The organism is Stenotrophomonas nitritireducens (genome assembly GCF_001700965.1).
GTDB lineage: Bacteria > Pseudomonadota > Gammaproteobacteria > Xanthomonadales > Xanthomonadaceae > Stenotrophomonas > Stenotrophomonas nitritireducens_A.
Genome location: NZ_CP016756.1, coordinates 1296559 through 1320712, shown reverse-complemented (window position 1 = coordinate 1320712; position 24154 = coordinate 1296559). Strand labels below are relative to the sequence as shown.

Annotated in this window: 18 protein-coding genes, 1 pseudogene and 1 riboswitch; of the genes and pseudogenes, 8 read left to right on the top strand and 11 right to left on the bottom strand. The window is 64.7% G+C overall.

Annotated features, from left to right (window positions below):
* Positions 1 to 45: 45 nt before the first annotated feature.
* The 9 genes from gdhA to ilvC all read right to left on the bottom strand — a co-directional run bounded on the left by gdhA (position 46) and on the right by ilvC (position 10764).
* Positions 46 to 1395 (bottom strand): NADP-specific glutamate dehydrogenase, encoded by a 1350-nt coding sequence (gdhA, locus tag BCV67_RS05620; RefSeq protein WP_062166837.1) that lies wholly within the window; start codon positions 1393 to 1395, stop codon positions 46 to 48.
* A gap of 127 nt (positions 1396 to 1522) precedes the next feature.
* Complete coding sequence (leuB, locus tag BCV67_RS05615; RefSeq protein ID WP_062166836.1) at positions 1523 to 2584, bottom strand: 3-isopropylmalate dehydrogenase; 1062 nt, start codon at positions 2582 to 2584, stop codon at positions 1523 to 1525.
* A 240-nt stretch (positions 2585 to 2824) separates the two neighbouring features.
* Positions 2825 to 3400 (bottom strand): 3-isopropylmalate dehydratase small subunit, encoded by a 576-nt coding sequence (leuD, locus tag BCV67_RS05610; protein ID WP_062166835.1) that lies wholly within the window; start codon positions 3398 to 3400, stop codon positions 2825 to 2827.
* Positions 3401 to 3566: 166 nt separating this feature from the next.
* Entirely contained in the window at positions 3567 to 4985 is a 1419-nt protein-coding gene (gene leuC, locus BCV67_RS05605) for a 3-isopropylmalate dehydratase large subunit (RefSeq protein ID WP_062166834.1), read from the bottom strand.
* Between the two features lie 36 nt (positions 4986 to 5021).
* On the bottom strand, positions 5022 to 6575 hold the full coding sequence (locus BCV67_RS05600; protein ID WP_062166833.1) for a 2-isopropylmalate synthase: 1554 nt from the start codon (positions 6573 to 6575) through the stop codon (positions 5022 to 5024).
* Positions 6572 to 7672: a threonine dehydratase gene (locus BCV67_RS05595; protein ID WP_062166832.1), complete on the bottom strand. Its 1101-nt coding sequence runs from the start codon at positions 7670 to 7672 to the stop codon at positions 6572 to 6574. Before BCV67_RS05595 ends, BCV67_RS05600 begins: the two co-directional genes overlap by 4 nt.
* Before the next feature lie 111 nt (positions 7673 to 7783).
* Complete coding sequence (locus BCV67_RS05590; RefSeq protein ID WP_062166831.1) at positions 7784 to 8035, bottom strand: ACT domain-containing protein; 252 nt, start codon at positions 8033 to 8035, stop codon at positions 7784 to 7786.
* Positions 8019 to 9746: an acetolactate synthase 2 catalytic subunit gene (gene ilvG, locus BCV67_RS05585; RefSeq protein WP_062166830.1), complete on the bottom strand. Its 1728-nt coding sequence runs from the start codon at positions 9744 to 9746 to the stop codon at positions 8019 to 8021. The genes BCV67_RS05590 and ilvG overlap by 17 nt, the downstream gene beginning before the upstream one ends.
* A gap of 43 nt (positions 9747 to 9789) precedes the next feature.
* Complete coding sequence (gene ilvC, locus BCV67_RS05580) at positions 9790 to 10764, bottom strand: ketol-acid reductoisomerase (protein WP_062166829.1); 975 nt, start codon at positions 10762 to 10764, stop codon at positions 9790 to 9792.
* Between the two features lie 31 nt (positions 10765 to 10795).
* On the opposite strand from ilvC, the gene BCV67_RS05575 reads away from it, so the two are divergent.
* Both BCV67_RS05575 and BCV67_RS05570 read left to right on the top strand, forming a co-directional pair.
* A complete protein-coding gene (locus BCV67_RS05575; RefSeq protein ID WP_156775311.1) occupies positions 10796 to 11368 on the top strand; it encodes a hypothetical protein in 573 nt (190 codons plus the stop codon).
* Positions 11369 to 11402: 34 nt separating this feature from the next.
* A complete protein-coding gene (locus BCV67_RS05570) occupies positions 11403 to 12212 on the top strand; it encodes an AfsR/SARP family transcriptional regulator (RefSeq protein ID WP_062166827.1) in 810 nt (269 codons plus the stop codon).
* Positions 12213 to 12422: 210 nt separating this feature from the next.
* Here BCV67_RS05570 and BCV67_RS05565 read toward each other — a convergent pair whose 3' ends face one another.
* Positions 12423 to 13226: a type II secretion system protein gene (locus BCV67_RS05565; RefSeq protein ID WP_062166826.1), complete on the bottom strand. Its 804-nt coding sequence runs from the start codon at positions 13224 to 13226 to the stop codon at positions 12423 to 12425.
* Positions 13227 to 13376: 150 nt separating this feature from the next.
* On the opposite strand from BCV67_RS05565, the gene ggt reads away from it, so the two are divergent.
* Positions 13377 to 15080 (top strand): gamma-glutamyltransferase, encoded by a 1704-nt coding sequence (gene ggt, locus BCV67_RS05560; protein WP_156455763.1) that lies wholly within the window; start codon positions 13377 to 13379, stop codon positions 15078 to 15080.
* A gap of 216 nt (positions 15081 to 15296) precedes the next feature.
* Here the strand turns inward: ggt and BCV67_RS05555 are convergent, their stop codons facing one another.
* Positions 15297 to 16874, bottom strand: a complete 1578-nt coding sequence (locus BCV67_RS05555; protein ID WP_062166825.1) for a BCCT family transporter — start codon at positions 16872 to 16874, stop codon at positions 15297 to 15299.
* A gap of 198 nt (positions 16875 to 17072) precedes the next feature.
* Positions 17073 to 17174: riboswitch (TPP riboswitch) on the top strand.
* Between the two features lie 110 nt (positions 17175 to 17284).
* Between BCV67_RS05555 and thiC the strand changes: the two genes are divergently transcribed.
* From thiC to BCV67_RS05530, 5 genes and pseudogenes are all read left to right on the top strand, one after another.
* Positions 17285 to 19159, top strand: a complete 1875-nt coding sequence (gene thiC, locus BCV67_RS05550) for a phosphomethylpyrimidine synthase ThiC (RefSeq protein WP_062166824.1) — start codon at positions 17285 to 17287, stop codon at positions 19157 to 19159.
* Between the two features lie 29 nt (positions 19160 to 19188).
* A pseudogene (locus BCV67_RS20625) lies at positions 19189 to 19854 on the top strand (DUF4136 domain-containing protein).
* A gap of 68 nt (positions 19855 to 19922) precedes the next feature.
* Complete coding sequence (locus BCV67_RS05540) at positions 19923 to 20600, top strand: ion channel (RefSeq protein ID WP_062166823.1); 678 nt, start codon at positions 19923 to 19925, stop codon at positions 20598 to 20600.
* A gap of 242 nt (positions 20601 to 20842) precedes the next feature.
* Positions 20843 to 23116 (top strand): winged helix-turn-helix domain-containing protein, encoded by a 2274-nt coding sequence (locus BCV67_RS05535; protein WP_062166822.1) that lies wholly within the window; start codon positions 20843 to 20845, stop codon positions 23114 to 23116.
* A 133-nt stretch (positions 23117 to 23249) separates the two neighbouring features.
* Positions 23250 to 24152: a helix-turn-helix transcriptional regulator gene (locus tag BCV67_RS05530; RefSeq protein WP_062171444.1), complete on the top strand. Its 903-nt coding sequence runs from the start codon at positions 23250 to 23252 to the stop codon at positions 24150 to 24152.
* Positions 24153 to 24154: the final 2 nt, after the last annotated feature.

Here is a 24154-nt window from a genome sequence, read left to right as displayed (position 1 = left end):
CGCCGTTAGGCACCGCTGCAGCAGCAAGTGCAGGCGAGGCTGGACTCAGTACAGGCCCTGCGCCAGCATCGCATCGGCCACCTTGACGAAGCCGGCAATATTGGCGCCATCAACATAGTTGACGCTGCCATCTGCACGCACGCCGTGGTGCACGCAGTTGGCGTGGATCTCCTTCATGATCACGTGCAGGCGCTCGTCCACATCGGCGTGGCGCCAGGACAGGCGCAGCGCGTTCTGGCTCATTTCCAGGCCCGAGGTGGCCACGCCACCGGCATTGCTGGCCTTGCCCGGCGCGTACAGCGTGCCGGCCTGCAGGAATACGTCCACCGCTTCCAGCGTGGACGGCATGTTGGCGCCCTCGGCGACGCATAGCACGCCGTTGTGCACCAGGGTGCGTGCGTCGGCTTCGTCCAGTTCGTTCTGGGTGGCGCAGGGCAGGGCGATATCGGCCGGGATATGCCAGGGGCGGCGATCGGCAAGGAACTCGAAACGGGCATCGTCGGCCAGTTCGGACAGTCTGCCGCGGCGTTCGTTCTTCAATGCCATCACCTCCTGCATGGCGGTTTCGTCGAAGCCGTCGCGCGCATACAGGGTGCCGCCGGAGTCGGAGAAGGTCAGCACCTTGGCACCGAGATCACTGGCCTTGATCGCCGCGTACTGGGCCACATTGCCGGAGCCCGAAATCAGCACCTTGGCACCGTGGGTCTGGCGCTTGGCATGGTGCAGCATCTGCTCGACGAAGTAGACCGTGCCGAAGCCGGTGGCTTCCGGGCGCATCAGGCTGCCGCCGTAAGCCAGGCCCTTGCCGGTGAACACGCAGGCCGCATCGTTGCTTAGCTTTTTCATCATGCCGGCCATGAAGCCGACCTCGCGCGCGCCGACGCCGATGTCACCGGCCGGCACATCGGTATCCGGGCCGAGGTGGCGGTACAGCTCCAGCATCAGCGCCTGGCAGAAGCGCATCACCTCGCCATCGCTCTTGCCCTTGGGGTCGAAGTCCGAACCGCCCTTGCCACCGCCCATCGGCAGCGTGGTCAGCGCGTTCTTGAAGGTCTGCTCGAAGGCCAGGAACTTGAGGATGGATAGGTTCACCGACGGGTGGAAACGCATGCCACCCTTGAACGGACCAATGGCCGAGCTGTGCTGCACGCGCCAGGCGCGATTGACGTGGGTCTGGCCCTTGTCATCGGCCCAGGCGACGCGGAACTGGATGACCCGCTCCGGCTCGACCAGACGTTCCAGCAACCCGTACTGCGTGTATTTCGGGTTCTGCTGCAGGAACGGCCACAGACTGTGGGCCACTTCCTTTACTGCCTGCAGGAACTCGGATTGGTTGGGGTCGCGCTTGGCCACATGGGCCAGGAAGTCGTCGGGGGTACGGTAGTTCAAGGTCATTCCTTTGTTGGTGCGGGGCCTGAAGCGACAGGTCCAAAGAAGAAACGGCGTGGTATCCACCTGCGGGAACAGCCCGAAAAAAATGGCCCGCAAAAAAAAGACGCGGCCAAGGGCCGCGTCGTTTACGTCAGTGCAGCTGCGCAAGCACCGCCTGGCCGGCTTGCTGGGTGTTGAGTGCCTGGCCTTGCGCGGCCAGGTCGGCGGTGAACTGACCCGCATCAAGTGCGGCGCTCACTGCCTGCTCGATGGCAGCCGCCTCGTCCTCCAGCCCCAGCGAATGGCGCAGCAACATGGCCGCGCTCAAGATGGTGGCGTAGGGATTGGCGATGCCCTTGCCGGCGATGTCCGGCGCCGAACCGTGGATGGGTTCGTAGATGCCGACCTTGCCCTGTTCGCCCAGCGAGGCCGACGGCAGCAGGCCCAGCGAGCCGGCCAGCATCGAGGCTTCGTCGGTGAGGATGTCGCCGAACATGTTCTCGGTGACGATCACATCGTAGACGCGCGGCTTGGCGATCAGGTGCATGGCCATGGAATCGACCAGCTGGTGTTCCAGCTCGACGTCCGGGAATTCTTCGCGGCCGACGCGGGTGGCGATGTCACGCCACAGGCGGGAGGTCTCCAGCACATTGGCCTTGTCCACCGAAGTCAGCTTGCCGCGACGGGCCTGGGCCAGGCGGAAGGCGCTGCGCAGCACGCGTTCGATCTCCACCGTGGTGTAGCGGCACAGGTCGCTGGCGCTGTCGGCGTCGCGGGTCTTGTCACCGAAGTAGATGCCGCCGGTCAGCTCGCGCACCACGACGAAGTCCACGTCCTTGAGCAGTTCCGGCTTGATCGGCGAGGCATTGAGTGCAGCCGGATGGGTGCGCACCGGGCGCAGGTTGGCGAACAGGCCCAGCGCCTTGCGGATGGCCAGCAGGCCTTGCTCCGGGCGCACCTTGGCATTCGGGTCGGACCACTTGGGGCCACCGACGGCGCCAAGCAGGACTGCATCGGCCTTGCTGCAGGCATCCAGCGTGGCAGCCGGCAGCGGTTCGCCGTGCTTGTCGATGGCAATGCCGCCGATGTCGTATTCGTTGAAGTTGAAGCTGTGACCGAAGCGGGCGGCGATGGCCTTGAGCACGTCAACGGCGACGGCAGTAATTTCAGGACCGATGCCGTCACCCGGCAGTACGACGATGTTGGCTTGCATGTAAGGTTTCCGGTTGCTTTGTACTGTTTTTGTCTGAAGCCCCTCTCCCTCCGGGAGAGGGGTTGGGGAGAGGGTAGGGAGCATCGCGCGGTGCTTGGCTGCATGAGGCTTCGCGCTTACCCTCATCCGCCCCTGCGGGGCACCTGCATTCGGCACATCCATGTGCCTCACCCTACGGGCGGCTACGCCGTGCAGTCCGGCAATCCTGCCGGACTGTCTCCCGGAGGGAGAAGGAGAGGCTTACGCGCGAGCAGCCTCATAGCGCTCGATCTCATCCGCACGCCCCAGCAACCAACCCAGCTGGTCCACGCCTTCCAACAGGCAGGTCTGCGAGAAACCATCCAGCGGGAAGTGATAGACCTTGCCGCTGGAGGTGCGCAGCTCGCGGCTGGCCACATCCACGGTCAGTTCATCGTCCGGGTTCTGCATCAGTTCCTGCACGTCGGCTTCGTCCAGCACGATCGGCAGCAGGCCGTTCTTCAGCGAATTGCCACGGAAGATGTCGGCGATCTCGCTGCTGACAATCGCCTGCAGGCCCAGATCGGTCAAGGCCCATGGCGCATGCTCGCGCGAGGAACCGCAACCGAAGTTGCGCCCGGCCAGCAGGATGGCGCGGCCCTGGTTGTGTGGCTGGTTGAAGGCGAACTCGGCGTTCGGTGTGCCATCGGCCTGCCAACGCCAGTCATTGAATGCGTTCTTGCCCAGACCGGCACGCTCGGTGGTGGACAGGAAACGCGCCGGGATGATCTGGTCGGTGTCGATATTGGTCTGGCGCAGCACCACGCTGCGCGACACGATGCGGGTCAGGGCGGCCATCAGTACAGCTCCAGTACGTAGCCCTTCTCCCTGCGGGAGAAGGTGGCGCGCAGCGCCGGATGAGGGTGGGCTTGCTCGGCGTGTTTGCCGGAATGAGGGGATCTCGCCCTCATCCGCCCCTGCGGGGCAGCTTCTCCCAGAGGGAGAAGGGCAAAAGCGGCGACCATCACGCCACCTCCTTGGCAAACAGCTCACGGGTATCGGCAACATGACCATTGACCGCGGCCCAGGCCGCGCTCATCGGCGAGGCCAGCAAGGTGCGCGAGCCAGGGCCCTGGCGACCTTCGAAATTGCGGTTACTGGTGCTCACCGCCAGCTGGCCAGGGGCGACCAGGTCACCATTCATGGCGATGCACATCGAGCAGCCCGGTTCGCGCCATTCGGCACCGGCGGCACGCACGATGTCGTGGATGCCTTCGGCTTCGGCATCGCGCTTGACGATCTCCGAACCCGGCACCACCAGCATGCGCACGCCATCGGCAACGCGGCGACCGCGCAGCACCTGCGCCACTTCGCGCATGTCGCTCAGGCGGCCATTGGTGCAGGAGCCGACAAACACCACGTCCACCGGCGTACCGATCAAGGCGTGGCCGGCTTCGAACTTCATGTAGTCCAGGCCTTTCTGTGCGGCGGCATCGTCGGCGGCCGGGATCGGCGCGTCAACCGCAATCGCGGTGCCCGGGTGCGTGCCCCAGGTCAGGGTCGGGCGGATGTCGGCGGCATCGATAGTCACTTCGACATCGAAGCGTGCGCCGTCGTCACTGGCCAACGAGGACCAGTACGCCACCGCCTTGTCGAAGTCGGCGCCCTTGGGGCCGCGCGGGGTCTTGGCGACCCAGTCGAAGGTGATCTGGTCGGGTGCGACCATGCCGGCGCGGGCGCCGGCTTCGATCGACATGTTGCACAGGGTCATGCGCTGTTCCATGTCCATCGCGCGGATCGCCGAGCCACGGAATTCCAGCACGTGGCCGGTGCCGCCGTTGACGCCGATCACGCCGATGATGTGCAGCACCACGTCCTTGGCGCCGACACCCGGGGCCAGCTTGCCGTCCACAGTGATCGCCATGGTTTTGGCCTTGCGCTGCAGCAGGCACTGCGTGGCCAGCACGTGGCCGACTTCGCTGGTGCCGATGCCGAAGGCCAGCGAGCCGAAGGCACCGTGGGTGGAGGTGTGGCTGTCACCGCAGACGATGGTCATGCCCGGCTGGGTGAACCCCTGCTCCGGGGCGATGACGTGGACGATGCCGCGGCTGGCCGAGGTCATGTCGAACAGCTCGATGCCGTATTCGGCGCAGTTCCTGGCCAGGGTTTCGACCTGCGCTTCGGAGGCCTTGCTGGCATAGGGCAGCTTGCCATCCGGGCCGGCCGGCAAAGTTGGCGTGGAGTGATCCATCGTCGCCTTGGTGCGGTCGGTGCGGCGCGGCTTCAGGCCACGCGCACGCAGTTCGGTGAAGGCCTGCGGCGAGGTGACTTCATGGATCAGATGCAGGTCGACATACAGCACGGCCGGCGCGTTGTCGGACTCGGGGACGACAACGTGGGCGTCCCACAGCTTGTCATACAGGGTTTTGGGTGCGGAGCTCATCAGTACGTTCCGTTGCCTATTGTTCTGCCGTCGCGCTCAGGCGCTGACGGCTTCTTCGGTCTTGCTGCCTTCACGCTGGCGCAGCAGGCGGTTGGTGACATCCAGCCAGGCCAGCGCGCTGGCCTCGATGATGTCGCGGCTGGTGCCGGTACCTTCGAGGATCTCACCTTCGTGACGTACGCTCAGGTTGGCCTCGCCACGTGCATCGGCACCGATGCCGACGCTGTGCACGTGGTAGCTGTCCAGGCTCAACTGGATGCCGGTGGCCGCCGACAGCGCCGAGAACAATGCATCGACCGGACCATCACCTTGGGCGGTTTCGGCCACGCGGTTGCCTTCCGGGTCGGACAATTCAACCAGTGCATTGGCGCGGCTGCCGACATCGCTGATGGTCATCGAGGCCAGGCGGTAGCCGTCGCTGCTGGAGGTGCCCTGCATCAGGGTCTGCAGGTCGGCGTCGGTGACCACGCGCTGCTGCTCGCACAGCGCCTTGAACTGCTCGAAGACCAGCTTCAGTTCTTCCTCTTCCAGCCAGAAGCCCAGCGCACGCAGGCGTGCCTCGACCGCGGCGCGGCCGCTGTGGCGGCCCAGCACCATCTGCGAGGATTCCCAGCCCACGTCTTCCGGTCGCATGATTTCGTAGGTGTTGCGGTTGCGCAGCATGCCGTGCTGGTGGATGCCCGATTCATGCGCGAAGGCATTGGCACCAACGATGGCCTTGTTGCGCTGCACCGGCATGCCGACCAGGCGCTGCAACAGCTGCGAGGTGGGCACTATGCGCTGCGTATCGAAGCCAGTGTCGAAGTTGTAGAAGGCATTGCGCACCTTCAGCACCATTGCGATTTCTTCCAGCGCGCAGTTGCCGGCGCGTTCGCCGATGCCATTGATCGAGCCCTCCACCTGGCGTGCACCGCCTTCGATGGCGGCCAGCGAGTTGGCCACGGCCAGGCCCAGGTCGTTATGGCAATGCGTGCTGAAGATCACCTTGTCGGCACCGGCGGCATTGCCGATCACGTGCTGGAACATCGCGCGGATTTCTTCCGGCGTGGTGAAGCCGACGGTGTCGGGCAAGTTGATGGTGCGCGCACCGGCGGCGATGGCCACCTGGGTGACTTCGGTCAGGAAGTCCAGCTCGGTGCGGGTGGCGTCTTCGGCAGAGAACTCGATGTCATCCAGATAGCCGCGCGCCATGCTCACATGCTTGTGCACCGATTCCAGTACCTGCTCCTTGCTGATGCGCAGCTTGTGCTCGCGGTGCAGCGGGCTGGTCGACAGGAACAGATGCAGGCGCGGGCGTGCAGCCGCTTCCAGCGCCTTGATGGAGGTTTCAATATCGCCGGCCAGGCAGCGCGACAGCACTGCCAGGACCGGCTGGCGTACCTCGCGGCCGATCAGCGCCATCGCTTCACGGTCGGACTGTGAACTTGCGGGGAAGCCGGTTTCGATCACGTCCACGCCCAGTTCCGCCAGCGCCCTTGCCATCACCAGCTTCTGCGGTGGCGTCATGCTGCAGCCGGGTGATTGTTCACCGTCACGCAGGGTCGTGTCGAAGATGGTAATTCGCGGGGTATTGATGGCTGGAGTGTTCACCAGAGGGTCTCCTCGACTGCGGCGGTAACGGAAATAATGGGGGATTCGGATTTGATGCTGCGCTGTGTCGATGCGACGACACGGCTTCTAAGTCGTTCGGCGTTACGCCGTCTAGGTTTGCGTGGTGGGCTGGGGCGGACTTCAGACAACAACGTCGACAATACCGTGGCATCGATGTTGCCACCGGACACCACTGCACACTTGCGCTTGCCGGAAACGCGGCGGCCGGCGGCCAGCGCCAGCGCGCCGGCGCCTTCGGCGATGACGTGTTCTTCCAGTGCCAGCCGCACCAGGGTTTCGCGCAGCTCGGCCTCACGCACGATGACCACATCGTCGAGCAGGCTGGCGCACAGGCGACGGGTGATGAAGCCGGGGATTTTGACCTTGACGCCATCGGCCAGGGTCGGCACCGGGTCGATCTCGCGCACGTCACCCTTGATCGCGCGGGCCATGGAATCCACGCCCTCGACCTGTGCGCCGATGATGCGCACGCCCTGCGATTTCAACGCCAGCGCCACGCCTGATGCCAGGCCGCCGCCGCCGATTGGCACGATCACCACGTCCGGTGCATGCGGTGCCAGCTCGATGCCCAGCGTGCCCTGGCCGGCGATCACATCGGGGTCGTCGAAGGCGGACAGGAAGCGGTAGCCGTTCTGTTCGGCCAGCTCACGGGCGAAGGCAAAGGCTTCGTCATAGCTGTTGCCATGCTGGCGCACGGTGGCGCCCCAATGCTGGACGCCGGCAATCTTGGTGGCCGGTGCGCCGTGCGGCATCACCGTGATGGCCTGCACGCCCAGCCGGTGCGACGCCCAGGCCACGCCCTGTGCATGGTTGCCGGCCGAGGCGCAGATCACCGGACGCTCGTCGCCACGTTCCAGCGCGGCCAGCAGCGCGTTCAAGGCACCACGCACCTTGTAGGAACCGGTGCGCTGCAGGTTCTCAAGTTTGAGCCAGGTGCCGAAACGCTCGGCATAATGCAGCGGGGTAGGTGGCAGGAAACGGCGCAGGCGGGCCTGCGCGGCCAATACGTCGGCAACACTGACGTTCAGGACGTCAGCGGGTGTTGCAACTGCGACGGGGCGGCCACGATCAGGCATGTACGTGGCCGTCACCGCAAACCGGCGAGCGACCTGTCGGTTGCCCGCGTTGAAGAAGACCCCTCCGTTGCTTGCGGCGGCGTGCTACCGGTACGCCACTTACATCGCTGCTCATACGCTGGCACCTGCCACCGGTACCAGCCGCACGGATTCGCAGTCGTACACTTTCTGCAGCTGGTGGCACAGCGTTTCCGGCGGACGGGTACCGTCGATGTCGATCTGCACGTGCCAGCGGCCGGCATCGTCGGCCCGGCGTGCGCCGGCGATGTTGTTGGCGGCGAAGCCGCGCCGTTCGACCATGCCGAGCACGCGCACCAGCGCGCCTTCGGCAGGCTTCAGCACCAGGTCAAGCCGGTATTGCATTGGAACTCTCCTGCGTTGCCTTGGCATGGGCCGGGTTGCTGTCCAGCATGGTGCTGTTGGCGTTGTTGGGTGGCACCAGCGGCCAGACGTTGGCGCGTGCGTCGATGGCCACGTGCAGCAGCATCGGGCCGGGCGCGTCGAACAGTTCGGCCAGGCCGTCCTCGACCTCGGCGCGGTCGACGATGCGCTTGGCCTTGATGCCGAAGACCTGGGCCAGGGCGACGAAGTCCGGGTTGTCGGACAGGTCGATCTCGCTGTAGCGCTCGGCGTGGAACAGCTCCTGCCACTGGCGCACCATGCCCAGCGAGGAGTTGTCCAGCAGCACGATCTTGATCGGCAGCTTGCAGCGGGCGATGGTCGCCAGCTCCTGCACGTTCATCATGAAACTGCCATCGCCGGAGACCAGCACCACGGTGCGGTCAGGGCAGGCGAACTGCGCGCCCATCGCCGCCGGCAAGCCGAAGCCCATCGTGCCCAGCGCACCGGACGTCAGGTGGTTGCGGGGATGGTTGAAGCGGCAGTGCTGCGCCACCCACATCTGGTGCTGGCCGACATCGCAGGCGATCACTGTGTCGGGCGGTGCCACTTCGCTCAGCCGCTTCAGCAGGCGCGGGGCGTAGATCTGCTCGCCGGGCGCATCGTAGCGAGCGGTGAATTTTTCGCGGTTGGCGGCGCAGCGGGCGCGCCAGGCGTTGCAGTTGGCACGCTCGCCAGTCAGCGCTTGCAGGCCGTCGCGCACATTGCCCGGCAACGAGATGTCGGCACCGCGCAGTTTGGAGATTTCATAGATGTCCGCATCCAGGTGGATGACGCGGGCAAACGGGGCGAACTCGGTCAGCTTGCCGGTGGCACGGTCATCAAAGCGGGCGCCGACCACGATCAGCAGATCCGACTCCTGCACCGCCATGTTGGCGGCGCGCGTGCCATGCATGCCCAGCATGCCCAGGTACTGCGGATGGTTGGCGGGCAGCGCACCCAGGCCGCGCAGGGTCAGCACGGTGGGGATGCCGGTGGCTTCGACGAACTGGCGGAACTCGCCCACCGCATCGCCCAGAGCGATGCCGCCGCCGCCGTAGATCACCGGCTTCTCGGCCTGGGCGATGGCAGTCAACGCCTGCGCCAAGGCCTCGGCCGCCGGTGCCGGAATCGGATCAACCGAGGCCGGCACGTGATCGGGCAGATGTGCGGCATTGGCCAGCTGCACATCCTTGGGCAGGTCGATCAGCACCGGACCGGGCCGCCCTTCACGGGCGACACGGAAGGCTTCGGCAACCACGTGGGGCAGGTCATCGACGCTGCGCACCAGCCAGCTGTGCTTGACGATCGGCAAGGTCATGCCGAACACATCCAGTTCCTGGAAGGCATCGGTACCCAGCAACGGGGTACCGACCTGGCCGGTCAGGCACACCATCGGTACCGAATCGAGCATGGCATCGGCGATGCCGGTGACCAGGTTGGACGCGCCGGGACCGGACGTGGCCACGCATACGCCTACCTTGCCGCTGGCGCGGGCGTACCCGTTGGCGGCCAGCGCCGCGCCTTGCTCGTGACGTACCAGGATGTGCTTGAGGCTGGAGTCCACCAATGCGTCATAGAACGGCATGATGGTGCCGCCCGGGTAACCGAACAGCGTTTGCACGCCTTCGGCTTCCAGGGCCTGCGTCAGCCAGCGTGCGCCATTGCGCGGCGCACCGGGGGTGGATGTGTTCATGGAGCGACCTTTGCCTGTTGCGGGTGGGGGACCGCCGCGTGGATTACGCGGTCTGACCTTGCAGCCAGACCATCTTGGCGCGCAGTTCCTTGCCAACCTTTTCGATCGGATGTTCCATGTCGGCCTGCTGGAACTTCTTGTAGTTCGGCAGGCCGGCGTCGTACTCGGCTTCCCAGTTCTTGGTGAAGGTGCCGTTCTGGATGTCGGTTAGGACGTCCTTCATGCGTGCCTTCACCGAGGCGTCGATGACGCGCGGGCCGCTGACGAAATCGCCGTACTGCGCGGTCTCGGAGATGAATTCCAGCATGCGGGTGATGCCGCCTTCGTAGAACAGGTCGACGATCAGCTTCAGTTCGTGCAGCACTTCGTAGTAGGCGATTTCCGGCTGGTAGCCGGCTTCCACCAGCGTTTCAAAACCGGCCTGGACCAGCGAGGAAGCGCCGCCGCACAGCACGGCCTGCTCGCCGAACAGATCGGTTTCGGTCTCTTCCTTGAAGGTGGTCTTGATGATGTTGGCGCGGGCGCCGCCCAGGCCGGCAGCGTAGGCCAGCGCGTACTGCTCGGCCTTGCCGCTCTTGTCCTGGTAGACCGCGTAGATGCACGGCACGCCGCGGCCGATTTCATATTCGCGACGGACCAGCGCACCCGGGCCCTTCGGCGCGACCAGCACCACGTCCAGGTCGGCACGCGGCTCGATCATGCCGAAATGCACGTTCAGGCCGTGCGCGAACAACAGGCAGGCGCCCTGCTTCATGTTCGGTGCCAGCACCTCGTTGTAGAGCTTCTTCTGCACCATGTCCGGGGTCAGCACGGCGACCAGATCGGCGTCCTTGACCGCTTCGGCCGGCGTCTTGACGGTGAAGCCATCGGCCTGTGCCTTGACTTCGGTGGGGCCACCAGCGCGCAGGCCGACGATCACGTCGAAGCCGGATTCACGCAGGTTCATGGCATGGGCGCGGCCCTGGCTGCCGTAACCGACGACGGCGATTTTGATCTGGGGCAGTTCGTTGGTGCTCATGGTGCTTGGTTTCCTTGCGATGAAGAGAGACATGCAGAAAAAGAAACGGCCGTTGCGTCAGGACGCAGCGGCCGGGGCGGGCAGGACGGACACCATGCAGGTCGCAGCGCTGCAGGTGGCAGCGTTGGCGGTGTGTTTGTTCAAGGTGTCTGGGGTCGAATACATGGTTTCAGATGAAATAGAAGCTGGAAACGAAAAACCCCGCGCCGGGGCCGGTGCGGGGTCTTTGTTCGAATCTGGCATTTTCTGCTACGCGCCAGCTCGCCCCGCCCCTGTAGGTTCGGTAATAAGTACGAGTACAAGCAGCGACGCCGCGGCGCGAGCCGGGGTCGAAGACAAGTTGGCGGTGGTGTTGTGGCGTTGCAGCATCAGTCGAGATAACCACCGCCGCCACGCGCTGTCAACGCTTGCAGGTGTGATTGCCCTGAACCGCCGCGCAAGCCCCGCCGTAGCGGCATGGTTGCGGCTGAAACCTCCACTGGCAGCTGCCCGCAGCGCGCGGATTGCGCGGATTCGGGCCAATGGTGCTTGCATGTGCGCGACGGCTGACGGTTATCCAGCGGCAGTGATTGGATTGCGTCGCTTTTGCCGGTTTAGCAAGTAAGAGCCCCTTTTGCGGGGCCAACCGGGGGAGAACCATGACGCAATTGATCGAGCAGGACGCCGCATGTACGGGCACCCGCCGCTGTGACGGACATACTGGCGCAGCGATTACCGGCCTGGTGCCGCTGATGGGGCACCTCGAGGCATTGCCGGCGCCGCTGATCTATCGCAAGGGCTGGGCACTGCTGGGCTACCTGGCGATGGAGTCCAACCGCATGCACTCGCGGGGCGCGCTGGCGGCGCTGTTTTGGCCCACGCTGGCGGAGACCAGCGCCCTGACCAACCTGCGCCAGGTACTGAGCAACCTCAATCGGTTCTGCTGCACGGTACTGGGCGCCGGTGTGCTGCGCATCGAGCGCTCGACGGTAGGCCTGATGCGCGGCGCCGAGCCCATGTTCGATATCGATCTGCTGCGGCTGGCACCGTGCCAGTCGCTGCCTCTGTTGGCCGGGCAGCCGGTCTTCATGAGCGGCATGGAGGACATCGCCGATTCCAACTTCCAATCCTGGCTGGAAGCCACCCGGCAGGCGCTGGAGGCCCAGATGATGGGTGCGGCCGAGCGCTGCTGCGACGAGATGCTGGACGCCGCACGCTGGGAGCCGGCGGTGCAGCTGGCCCACGCACTGAGCCAGCGTGATCCGTGGAATGAAGCCCATGCGCGGCGGGTGATGCGTGCCCATGCCGGCAGCGGTATGCGCACGGCGGCGGTGAAGGTCTACCAGCGCCTGGAGACGCTGCTGCGGCGCGAGCTGAGCCTGGACCCGGGCAAGGAGACGCGCCAGCTGCTGGAGCAGATCGGTGGCCCTGCGCTGAATTGGGAAAGCGGCCTGCGCAGCACCGGCTGAGCGTCGGGTCACGGCGAGGCCTGGGCGGCGGATCGTGGACTACGCTGCTGTACTTCGGCATGCCCGGCACAGTTGCCTGGCGGTTGGACGGTGAGATGACCGTCTGGCCGGGAGCTTGTTCAGCGGCAACAACATGGAGGGATGCCGCAGGGCTGGTCCCGCTGCGTAACTGCAAATGGCGGGGCAGGCTTGGGCCTGCGCCTGTCGGCCTTATGGGTTCATCTTGTAGTAGGCCGTCAGGGTCGACATCTTCTCGCTATCGGCATTCTCGCCCGCTTCGATCGGCGTCCTGCCCTGTCTGCTGCCGGTAGCGCGGGTGTTGTTGCCATTCCAATCGATGTCACTGTCGGTGGCCTTCTTGGCAACCATGCCGGCCTGGCGGAATGCACCGGATTGCGGGTCCGGCTTGCCATCGATCATCTGGTCCAGCGAGCGTGCCAGTTCCGGGCTGAGACCGGAGAGGATCATCACGTTGCCGGCACCGGACGCGGTGCCCGCGGGGTTCCACTGGAAGCAGACCTGGATTTCCTGCGAGGTGCCATTGCTGTCCAGATACACGTAGCGGTCTTCAAAACCTTCACCGCGGCCTGGCGGCAGGCGTATACCCGCGCCGCGCAGGATGTCGCGCAGCCTGCCGCCCTTGCTGACGGCTACGGTAATTGGCGGCGAGGCGTGCCTGGGCGCGGAAACATTGCAGATCGCACCCGGGCTGGCCTGCCCTGACAAATCACTCTCAGAAAACAAGACATTGCCGTGCGCGAAGTCGGCACCGGCTACCATCAGCCGTGGAGCGGCCGGGTTATCACCCACAGGTGCACCGGAACTGCTGTGGTAGCTGTTGTAGGCAATGACCCATTGGTCGACGAATTCCTGTTTGATTCGCGTGTACTCGGCGTTGCGCCGCATATCGCGGCCGACCAGCGCCGCGCCGATGGCCACAGCGATGACCAACAGCACAACGCCCATTTCGACCCACGTGTAGCTGCCCCGGCGGTACTTGGTTGGCTTCTGCATTGAAAGGTTTCTCATCAGGAACCTTGCGCCCGGCGCGGTTCCGCAGCGCCGGCTGGAGGGTTTCAACAGACTGGATACGCGTCGCGCGTAAGACGTGCGTAAGAGCAGCGGCTGGGCTATCGTCGCGGCATCCCCTTGTTGGCCACGCCCATGCTGCGTACTGCGTTGTTGCTCGCTCTCTCGACCGTGCCGGCGGCAGCGTTTGCCGGCGATCGCATCACCGGTCACGAATTCGCCACCCGTTCTGAAGTCATCGCGCCGCATGCAATGGCGGCCACCTCGCAGCCGCTGGCCACACAGATCGCCCTGGATGTGATGAAACGCGGCGGCTCGGCGGTGGATGCGGCCATCGCCGCCAATGCCGCGCTGGGATTGATGGAGCCCACCGGCAACGGCATTGGTGGTGATCTGTTCGCCATCGTCTGGGACCCGGCCACGCGCAAGCTGCATGGTTACAACGGCTCGGGGCGTTCACCACGCTCGCTGAGCCTTGCCGAGTTCCAGCGCCGCGGCCTGAAGGAAATACCCGCGACCGGGCCGTTGCCGGTATCGGTGCCCGGAGCGGTGGATGGCTGGTTTGCACTGCATGAGCGCTTTGGTCGCAAGCCCATGGCGGACAACCTGGCGCCCGCCATTGCCTATGCGCGCGAAGGTCACCCGGTGTCCGAAGTGATTGCCTACTATTGGGACAGATCTGTTCCCAAACTTTCGCAGTACCCGGGTTTCACCGAGCAGTTCACCATCGACGGGCACGCGCCGCGCAAGGGCCAGATGTGGCGCAACCCCAACCTGGCCAATACGCTGCAGCAGATTGCCGATGGCGGCCGCGATGCGTTCTACAAGGGCGCCATCGCGCGCAGCATCGGCGATTACTTCAAGGCCAATGGCGGCTACCTGAGTTACGAGGACATGGCCGCGCACCAGGGCGAGTGGGTGGAACCGGTCAGCAGCAACTATCGCGGTTACGACGTCTGGGAGCTGCCACCCAACAGCCAGGGCATCGCCGCACTGCAGATCCTCAACGTGCTGGAAGGCTACGATTTCTCGAAAATTCCCTTTGGCTCGGCCGAACACGTCCATCTGTTCGTTGAAGCCAAGAAACTCGCGTTCGCCGATCGGGCCCGTTTCTATGCCGATCCAGCGTTCTCTCCGGCGCCGGTGCAGCGGCTGATCTCCAAGGACTACGCCGCACAACGCCGCGCCTTGATCTCGATGGACAAAGCCTTGAAGGAAGCCCAGCCGGGCACGCCGAAACAGCTGGAAGAAGGCGACACAATCTACATGACCGTGGCCGATGCCGACGGCATGATGGTCTCGCTGATCCAGTCCAACTACCGCGGCATGGGCAGCGGCATGGCGCCGCCGGGGCTGGGCTTCATCCTGCAGGACCGCGGCGAGATGTTCGTCCTGCAGAAGGACCATCCCAATGGTTATGCGCCGGGCAAGCGTCCGTTCCAGACCATCATTCCGGCTTTCATCACCAAGGATGGCAAGCCGTTCGCCAGCTTCGGCGTGATGGGCGGTGCGATGCAGCCGCAGGGGCATGCGCAGATCGTGATGAACCTGGTCGATTTCGGCATGAACCTACAGGAGGCCGGTGATGCGCCGCGCATCCAGCATGAAGGCTCGACCGAGCCGACCGGGCAGGCCACCGCGATGAGTGACGGTGGCGAAGTCAATCTCGAAACCGGGTTCCCCTATGAAACGGTGCGCAGCCTGATGCGCAAGGGTCACCGCGTGGTATTCGCCGATGGGCCGTACGGCGGCTACCAGGCCATCATGCGTGACCTGGACAGCGGCGTTTACTACGGCGCGTCGGAAAGCCGCAAGGATGGACAGGCGGCGGGTTACTGAGTTTCTGGGTTGGGAAGTCGGAAGCAGAAGCAAGAGCGAAAGCAGAAGCAGAAGCAGAAGCAGAAGCCCTCCTCCCTGACCCTCCCCTACGCCTGCGGCGAAAGGGAGGGGAGAAAAGCCAGAGCAGAAAACAAGGCGGGACGCTGTCAGCTCTGCGCTGCGCTTGCTCGCTTTCGCTTTCGGCGCGAGGCAGGGTTGGCGCCGACTGTCTCCATTTCAATCGCCGCCAATATTACGTGCCGCCTCGGCACGTGCGTCCTCCTGCGCCGCCTGCTCCTGCTCGATCCACGACTCCAGCAGGTGCCGTGCCCGCTGGGCCAGCCGGCGCTGACGGTTGTATTCGGCGTCCAGCACGCGGTACAGCGACACCATCACCAGCACCATCAGCAGGGCGAAGGGCAGCGCGGCGATGGTGATCATGCCCTGCAGCGCATCCAGGCCGCCGGCCAGCAACAGCACCGCAGCGATCAAGGCGATCGCCACGCCCCAGACCAGCTTGCGTGACAACGGTGGGTCGCCGGCTTCATCGGTGGACATGCTGGCCAGCACCAGTACCGCCGAATCGGCCGAAGTGACGAAGAAGATCATCAGCAGGATCAGCGCCAGCACCGACAGCAGCAGCGAGGCAGGCAGGCTGTCAAACAGGGTGAACAGGACCGTTTCATAGCCATTGCCCAGCGCAAGCACCAGGTCGCTATGGCCGAACAGCTGCGACCACAATGCCGTGCCGCCAAACACCGAGAACCACAGGAAGCCGAGCAGGGTGGGCGCCAGCACCACGCCGACCACGAATTCGCGCACGCTGCGGCCGCGCGATACGCGGGCGATGAACGCGCCGACGAACGGCGCCCAGGCGATCCACCAGGCCCAGTAGAAGATGGTCCAGTCGGCGACCCAGGTGCTGCCGGAGAACGGCGACATGCGCAGGCTCATGGTCACCAGCTGGTTGAGGTAGGAGCCCAGCGTGGTGGTGAAGGTGTCGAAGATGAAACCGGTGGGGCCCAGCACCAGCACCGCCGCCAGCAGCAAGGCCGCCAGCGCCAGGTTGAAGTTGGACAGCCACTTGATGCCGCGCTCCACGCCGCTGCTGGTGGACAGCATGTATAGCACGAAGGCCACCGCGATGACGGTAAGTTGCAGGGGCACATCGGCGCGCAGCCCGAACACGCGCTGCAGGCCGGCGGCGATCTGGATGGTGCCAAAGCCCAGCGTGGTAGCCACGCCGATCGCGGTGGCAACCACCGCGGCGATATTGACCAGCTTGCCGAACCAGCCGCGATGGTGGCGGCCGATGATCGGCTGCAGCATGTCGCTGACCAGCCCGCGGCCATTGCGGTTGTACTGGAACCAGGCCATCGCCAGGCCGATCAGCGCATAGATCGCCCAGGGATGCAGGCCCCAGTGAAAGAATGCATAGCGCATGGACGCGCGCGCTGCGTCCATGCTCTGTGGTGGCAGGCCTTCGGGCGGGGTGACGAAATGCGATACCGGCTCGGCCGCACCCCAGAACACCAGTCCAATGCCCATGCCTGCCGAGAACAGCATCGACAGCCAGCTGGCATTGGAAAACTCCGGCTCGGCATCTTCGCCCCCGATGCGCAGGTTGCCGAAGCGGCCGAAGGCCAGATACAGCAGGAAGCTGAGGGTCAGGAACACGATCAGCAGATACATCCAGCCAGCGCCACGAACCACTTCGGCCAGTACCGTCTGCACCACGTCGTTGAACGGCCCCGGCGCGACGCCGGCGATCAACACCAGCACGGCAACCAGGGCGATGGAAATACGGAACACCATCGAGGCTTCTCCGGTCAGGGGTGATGGGGGCACGCAGCCGGCGATACCGCAGGCGCAGCAGCCGCGGCTGCGCAGGGCAAGGGCGTCACGGCACTGAGCAATGGCTTCAGCGTGTGCCGATACTAGTGAATGCGATGTCAGCACCCTGTCAGCATCCGGCAGGCGTTGCGCCGCTGCCACCGGTTTGTGGTCTAATTCGGCCCGAAGCGGGGGTACCAAGGCCAACGGGCCGCGGTTGAGACATACCCTTCGAACCTGATCCGGTTGATACCGGCGTAGGGAAGCTTCGTGTACCGATCACGCGCCCGCTTGGGCGGTCGTGGCTGGTGGACGCCTTCGCTTCGTTCCGTCATGCAAATTCCTTGCATGGCCTTCGCACCCCGCGTGCGGGTAGACCAGGACGAATGCCAATGAATGCACAGCCCAGCCTGCAGCAGCAGGCCCAGCAACTCTCCGAATCCGTGACCCGGCCGATTCCCGGCTCGTGCAAGGTCTTCGTCAGCGGTTCGCGGCCGGATCTGCAGGTGCCGATGCGCGAAATCGCGCAGACCCGTACGCCGACCCTGTTCGGTGGCGAGGAGAACCCGCCTGTCACCGTCTATGACACCTCCGGCCCGTATACCGATCCGCAGGCCAATATCGATCTTGCCGCCGGGCTGGCAGCGGTGCGTGCGCGCTGGATCGAGGAACGTGGCGATACCGAGCAGCTTGCGGGTTTGAGTTCCGACTTCGGCCGTGCCCGCCAACATGACGCCAGGCTCGATGCGGTGCGCTTCCCGGGGCGCATGCTGCCGCGCCGTGCCATGGCTGGTGCCAATGTCACCCAGATGCACTACGCACGCCGTGGCATCGTTACGCCGGAGATGGAGTACGTGGCCATCCGCGAGAACCAGCGGCTGGATGCGGTGCGTGACGCCGGCCTGCTGGCGCAGCACCCCGGGCAGAGTTTCGGCGCCAACATCCAGCAGATCATCACGCCCGAATTCGTGCGCGACGAGATCGCACGCGGCCGCGCGGTGCTGCCGAACAACATCAACCACCCGGAAAGTGAGCCGATGATCATTGGCCGCAACTTCCTCACCAAGATCAACGCCAATATCGGCAACAGCGCGGTGTCTTCCGGTATTGCCGAGGAAGTGGAAAAACTGGTGTGGGCGATCCGCTGGGGCGGTGACACGGTGATGGATCTTTCCACCGGCAAGCACATCCATGAAACCCGCGAATGGATCGTGCGCAACTCGCCGGTGCCGATCGGCACCGTGCCGATCTATCAGGCGCTGGAGAAAGTGGATGGCCGCGCCGAGGAGCTGAACTGGGAAATATTCCGCGACACCTTGACCGAGCAGGCCGAGCAGGGCGTGGACTACTTCACCATCCATGCCGGCGTGCTGCTGCGGCATGTGCCGCTGACCGCCAAGCGCGTTACCGGCATCGTCTCGCGCGGTGGCTCGATCATGGCCAAGTGGTGCCTGGCGCACCACAAGGAGAACTTCCTCTATACGCACTTCGAGGACATCTGCGACATCATGAAGGCTTACGACGTGTCCTTCAGCCTCGGTGACGGGCTGCGCCCGGGCTGCATTGCCGACGCCAACGATGCGGCGCAGTTCGGTGAGCTGGAAGCGCTTGGCGAGCTGACCAAAATTGCCTGGAAGCACGATGTGCAGACCATCATTGAAGGCCCGGGTCACGTGCCGATGCAGCTGATCAAGCAGAACATGGACAAGCAGCTGCAGGAATGCGGTGAAGCCCCGTTCTATACCCTGGGGCCGTTGACCACCGACATCGCGCCCGGTTACGACCACATCACCAGCGCGATCGGCGCGGCGATGATCGGCTGGTATGGCACGGCGATGCTCTGTTATGTGACGCCGAAGGAACACCTGGGCCTGCCCAACCGGCAGGACGTGCGCGACGGCATCATGGCCTACAAGATCGCCGCGCATGCCGCCGATCTGGCCAAGGGCCATCCGGGCGCGCAGGTCCGTGACAATGCACTGAGCAAGGCGCGTTTCGAGTTCCGCTGGGAGGACCAGTTCCATCTCGGCCTGGATCCGGAGAAGGCCAAGGAGTACCACGACGAAACCCTGCCCAAGGATGCCCACAAGCTGGCCCATTTCTGCTCGATGTGCGGCCCGCATTTCTGCTCGATGAAGATCACCCAGGACGTGCGTGAGTACGCGGCCGAACAGGGGGTTGAAGAAGCGCAGGCATTGACAGCAGGCATGGCAGAGAAGTCGGCGCAGTTCCGCGCGCAGGGCGCTGAGGTCTACCGGGTCGAGTAGGCGGCAACCCCGGGTGGGGCATCGGCCTGATGGCCCCACCGCCGCTTGACGCCGCCATGGCCGTTGACGTGCTAGCGTGCAGCCGTCCACACCAGGGGTCTGCCATGAAGGTGCGTATTGTTTCCCGGCTTTTCGTTGTGTCCTTGCTGCTCCTGCTGGCAGCCTGTGCCAGCACCCCGCGCGTCGCCAGCCAGGCCGATCCCAGCGCCGACTTCTCGCGTTACCGCAGCTTTGCGTTCTTCAGCCCGCTTGCGCTTGAGCAGCACGGCTATACCACCATCACCAGCAACCGCATCCGTGCAGCGGTGCGTACGCAGATGGAGTCACGTGGTTATGTGTTTGATGAGGCCAACCCGGATCTGTGGGTGAACCTCAATGCCTATCTGCAGGACAAGACCCAGGTCACCACCATGCCGGAAGTGGACTATGACTATTACTACAGCTAACGCGCGCGCAGCTATGTCGCTGTGCCGTACTGGCGTGATCGCACCGACGTGCGTCAGTACACCGAGGGCACCTTGAATGTCGATGTTGTGGATGCACGGCGGAAGCAGCTGGTCTGGGAAGGCGTCGCCGTCGGCACGGTGAGTCGGATGAAGCCTGAGCAGCGGGGCGAACGGATTGATGCGGCGGTGGCGGCGATCTTCGCCACGTACCCGTACCGTGCCGGCATGTCGGCCAGCCCGGCGCGCTGAGACCCGGTGGCGGTGGCGCCCAGCCATTGCCCACCTGCACCGTTCGCCGCTGGCGGAGAAGGACGTGTATGGATTCGCGCTTGAGATGGATCGTATTGGCGCGCAGGCATCCGTCGGCGTGGTTGCTGGCGGTGCAGTTGCTGGGGGTGGTGTTGTACCCGGCGATGGAACATACCGCCGCCGGGCGCGCCCTGTTCGGCGTGTTCGGCATGGTGGTGCTGGGCCTGGCGGTATGGGTGGTACGGCGCAGCCCGCTGGGCATCTGGCTGGCGTTGACGCTGGCGGTGCCGGCGGTGGTGTTCTCCATCGCCGGGGCACTGCTGGAGCGCTATTCGCTGATCGCCACCGCGCAGGTGTTCGAGTGCCTGCTGTACTTCTATAGCTCGTGCAGCCTGATCGCCTACATGCTGCAGGACCACAAGGTGACCCGCGATGAGCTGTTCGCGGCGGGCGCAACCTTCACCTTGCTGGCATGGGCGTTCGCGTTTGCTTATTCAGTCTGCCAGTACTTCTATCCCGGCAGTTTCGTGGCCACCAGCGAGGGTGATTTCAGGAGCTGGGTGGAGCTGCTTTATCTGAGCTTCAGCTTGTTGTCTGGGGTAGGCCTTAGCGACGTCGTGCCGGTGCATCCACAGGCCCGCGCAGTGGTGATGCTGGAGCAGTTTGCAGGCGTTATGTACGTTGCGCTGGTGGTTTCGCGGCTGGTTGGCCTGACCATCTACAAGGCCGGCAAAACTGAACGCTAGATAAAAAAATCGCGCCATACGGCGCGAATTATGCAGCTGATTATGTAGTTACGTCGGCGAGAGAGAGCCTGATGTCATCGGCGTGCGGGCACGCTGCTAACGCCGTTAGAGTAATATCCATTCCAGATGGAATATTTGCTCTGTGCGTTGATGCCTTTTGCGGAACTTGGCGGCTTGCAGAGGCTTGAGCTTCGCAAGCTGGACACAGGATGCGTGTCCGCCAGCGATTTTGACTGACCGCGATGGCACTGAATCTCACCGAAAAATCTAGCTCTGACCGACTGCGCGTCGGTGAGTGTCTGGTGGTGCTTTCCTCACGCGAGGTGCACCTGCCAGGCACACGCAAAACCCCGCGGCTCACTCCCAAATCTGTGGGGGTGTTGCTTGCGCTTGCGCGCAGGCCTGGCCAGGTGGTCACGCGTGAGGAACTGTTTGCCGACGTGTGGCCGGACACCATGCCGACCAACGACGTGCTTACCCAGGCGGTCACCCAGCTGCGCAAGGCATTCGCCTTCACCGAGGCAGGCGAGGGCACCAGCTATATCGAAACCATCGCCAAGACCGGCTATCGCCTGCTGGCGCCAGTGGCGTGGGAATCCAGCCCGGAGCTGGCCGCTGTCGATGCGCCTGCTGCGGCGGGTCTTGCGGCGGTGCATGCAAGCGTCACGCCTGAGCAGGACGCGACACGCGGCCGACACCGGCGACTGCGTCGGCATGTATTGATGCTGATCGGCATCGTCCTGTTGCTCAGCACCGTGGTGATGGGCTGGTTGCTGTGGGGACGCGCCGCGCCGGTACCGCAGGATGCAACGGTCGCCGACGGCAACCGGGTACTGGGCAGCCCGGCGCGGCCCTATCGCTTGATCACCGCCACCGAGGATGCGGAGGTCAATCCCTCGCTGTCACCCGATGGTGCGCTGGTGGTGTTCGCGCGGGAAAGGGACAACAGTTCCAGTCTGTGGATACAGAGCGTGGGCAATGCGACGGCAACGCCGTTGCTGGTGACACCCGCGGGCGCCACCGACCGCTTCCCGGTGTGGTCACCCGATGGCCGCAGCATCGCGTTTGCACGGTTCCTGCCGCAGGGCGACTGTGAAGTACTGGTGGTCTCGGCCACCGGTACCGGGCTGCGCCGCGTCACCCGCTGCGATGGCACCGACATGCTCAGCTTCGACTGGGCGCCCGATGGCGGCAGCCTGCTGTTCGGCTCCATGACCGGGCGCTATGCCAGCCGTGGCATCCGCAGCCTGAACCTGGCATCCGGGCGCTGGTCATCGCTGCAGTACACGATGGGCGCCGATGACTTCGACTATGCGCCAAGCTATTCGGCTGACGGCAGGAAGATCGGCTTCGTACGCAATCCGCAGGTCGGCGATATGTGGATGATGGACGCCGATGGTAGCAATGCGCAGCGTTTGACCAACGATGCGGCGGAAATCCGCGGCTGGAGCTGGTTGGGCTCGGACGAAATGGTATTCGGCCGGCGGATCGACAGCGAATCGCGCCTGTACCGGCTGGATGTGGCCACGCGCATGCTGCGTGACATGGGCATCGACAACGCGCAGAGCCCGAGCGTCTCCCGCGGCGGCGGCAACCTGGTGTTCATGCGCAGCCAGTTCCAGTCCGGCCTGTTCCGTATTCCGCTGGGAGCGAGCCGCGCGCCACCGCAGCGCCTGTTTGCCTCGTCGGCACGCGATGGCCAGCCAATCGTGTCGCCCGATGGCACGCAGTTGGCGTTCACCTCCGATCGTTCGGGCGCGTTTGCGCTGTGGTGGGCACGTTTGAACGAGCCCGCCTCGCTGCAGCTCATCGAGGGAATGCGCCCGGAAGCCCGCCAACCCATGGATTGGGCGGCGGACGGGCGACACCTGCTGGTGACCGGGCGTGACGCCGATGGTGCACCCGGTATCTATGAGGTAGCGCCTGAAGAAGGCCACTGGGTGAAACTGGCGGTGCCGGTGCGCGAACCGCTGCAGGCGGTCTACGGGGCTGCCGCCGATAACTTGTTGGTGGTGGAGCGGGGCGATGACGAGCGCATGGCGCTGACCCTGTTCGATCGCAGCCAGCAACCGTGGAAGCGTCTGGCTTCGCTGGAGGGCGTGTCGCAGGTGCGGTATGACCGTGCCGGGCAGCGCATCCTGTTCACCCGCCTGGCCAATGGCGGGCTGTGGCAGGTGGCGCCGGATCTGGCGGCCGGCAGCATCAAGCCGGTGCATGCCGAACTGCCCAGCCGTTGGCGTTACCGCACCTGGGCGGTGGCTGCCAATGGCGCGGTGGAGTACCAGGACATCAGCCGCGACTGCAGCAGCCGGCTCACCGCCATTGCCGGCGACGGCACCAGCCAGTGCCTGGACCCAACCCGCTTCAGTGCCGGCAATGGCCTGAGCCTGGCGCCCGATGGCAGTGCGGTTTTCATTGCCTTGGGGCTCACCGACAGCACCGATATCGGAATAATGCGGGTGCCGCACCGTGCACCGCGGCGGGTGATGGGCTTGGCTAAGTGGTTGTCGCCATGAGGAAAATTTCCTTCGGAAATTTTTCGTAGGGCGTATCGGGAAGAATTCGGAGCATTCTCGGCGGACTTTCCTGACCATCGCCGCCAAAGTTGGCAAAACGTTCGCCCAATGAAGGCAAACGATGGTGTGCGACATGCGGCAGGTTTCGTGGGTGGATCGTGGTCAGTCGGTTTCGTTCGAAAAGCAGGCCGAGGATGGCCCGCGTCCGGCCTGTGTCGGCGTGGCGCGGCTGGGCAGCCTGCAGACCTCGGGCACTGTATTCACGGTATGGCTGCAGCTGCGCGGCACCGCCTGGGTGGAATCCAAGGAGGGCAAGTTCCGCCTGCGCCAGCGCGAGTGGATCGCCTTTGAAAAGGAATCGCGCCCGCTGATCCAGGCCGGCCGCGATGGCATCTGCATCGGCATCAGCCTGGATGCCGACGCCCTGCGCATGCTCGGCACCCTGGCCGACAGCAGTTTCTATACAGGGCGGGGCCGGATGAGCCTGGCCGAAGCGCGGCTGGCGTTGCGGTTGTGGCGCGAAGCGCAGGCACCGGGTGCCACCATCCACCAGTTGCGGCCCCTGTTGCTGCACCTCGCTTCCCTGCAGCGCGATCTGGCCGGTACTGTGCAGCGCTGCCCGGGGCGCTCACGCATCCGCAAGCGCCAGGTATTCGGCCGCATGCAGCGTGCACGCATGTATCTGGAAGGCAACAGCCACCGCGTGGTGCGCATTGGCGAACTTGCCGAGCTGACCAATTTCTCCAGCTGGTACCTGTCCAAGACCTTCCAGGCATTGTATGAAGAAAGCCCGCAGTCCCTGTCGGCGCGGCTGCGGCTGGAGCGTGCGGCCATGCTGTTGCGTGATACCGACATGATGATCGGCGAAGTGGCCTCTGCCAGCGGATTTGATAACTGTTGCAGCTTTGCACGCGCGTTTCGTGCACGTTTTGGCGCATCGGCCACGCAGTACCGGGAGCTGCCAATGGCGTTGAAGCCAGATTCGGCAAAGTTTAAGGATGGCTTGCGCAAAACCAAGGCGGCAGTACGAACGTAACG

What these genes read in the sequence shown, in the direction of transcription:
- BCV67_RS05540 (WP_062166823.1), top strand. Translation starts at nt 19,923, where the DNA reads ATGGATTCGCGCTTGAGATGGATCGTATTGGCGCGCAGGCATCCGTCG.
- leuC (WP_062166834.1), bottom strand. Translation starts at nt 4,985, where the DNA reads ATGAGCTCCGCACCCAAAACCCTGTATGACAAGCTGTGGGACGCCCAC.
- BCV67_RS05555 (WP_062166825.1), bottom strand. Translation starts at nt 16,874, where the DNA reads ATGGTGTTCCGTATTTCCATCGCCCTGGTTGCCGTGCTGGTGTTGATC.
- BCV67_RS05590 (WP_062166831.1), bottom strand. Translation starts at nt 8,035, where the DNA reads ATGCAATACCGGCTTGACCTGGTGCTGAAGCCTGCCGAAGGCGCGCTG.
- BCV67_RS05530 (WP_062171444.1), top strand. Translation starts at nt 23,250, where the DNA reads ATGCGGCAGGTTTCGTGGGTGGATCGTGGTCAGTCGGTTTCGTTCGAA.
- leuD (WP_062166835.1), bottom strand. Translation starts at nt 3,400, where the DNA reads ATGGCCGCCCTGACCCGCATCGTGTCGCGCAGCGTGGTGCTGCGCCAG.
- BCV67_RS05595 (WP_062166832.1), bottom strand. Translation starts at nt 7,672, where the DNA reads ATGCCTGATCGTGGCCGCCCCGTCGCAGTTGCAACACCCGCTGACGTC.
- gdhA (WP_062166837.1), bottom strand. Translation starts at nt 1,395, where the DNA reads ATGACCTTGAACTACCGTACCCCCGACGACTTCCTGGCCCATGTGGCC.
- BCV67_RS05575 (WP_156775311.1), top strand. Translation starts at nt 10,796, where the DNA reads ATGCAGAAAAAGAAACGGCCGTTGCGTCAGGACGCAGCGGCCGGGGCG.
- BCV67_RS05535 (WP_062166822.1), top strand. Translation starts at nt 20,843, where the DNA reads ATGGCACTGAATCTCACCGAAAAATCTAGCTCTGACCGACTGCGCGTC.
- ilvG (WP_062166830.1), bottom strand. Translation starts at nt 9,746, where the DNA reads ATGAACACATCCACCCCCGGTGCGCCGCGCAATGGCGCACGCTGGCTG.
- BCV67_RS05570 (WP_062166827.1), top strand. Translation starts at nt 11,403, where the DNA reads ATGACGCAATTGATCGAGCAGGACGCCGCATGTACGGGCACCCGCCGC.
- ilvC (WP_062166829.1), bottom strand. Translation starts at nt 10,764, where the DNA reads ATGAGCACCAACGAACTGCCCCAGATCAAAATCGCCGTCGTCGGTTAC.
- leuB (WP_062166836.1), bottom strand. Translation starts at nt 2,584, where the DNA reads ATGCAAGCCAACATCGTCGTACTGCCGGGTGACGGCATCGGTCCTGAA.
- thiC (WP_062166824.1), top strand. Translation starts at nt 17,285, where the DNA reads ATGAATGCACAGCCCAGCCTGCAGCAGCAGGCCCAGCAACTCTCCGAA.
- BCV67_RS05565 (WP_062166826.1), bottom strand. Translation starts at nt 13,226, where the DNA reads ATGCAGAAGCCAACCAAGTACCGCCGGGGCAGCTACACGTGGGTCGAA.
- ggt (WP_156455763.1), top strand. Translation starts at nt 13,377, where the DNA reads ATGCTGCGTACTGCGTTGTTGCTCGCTCTCTCGACCGTGCCGGCGGCA.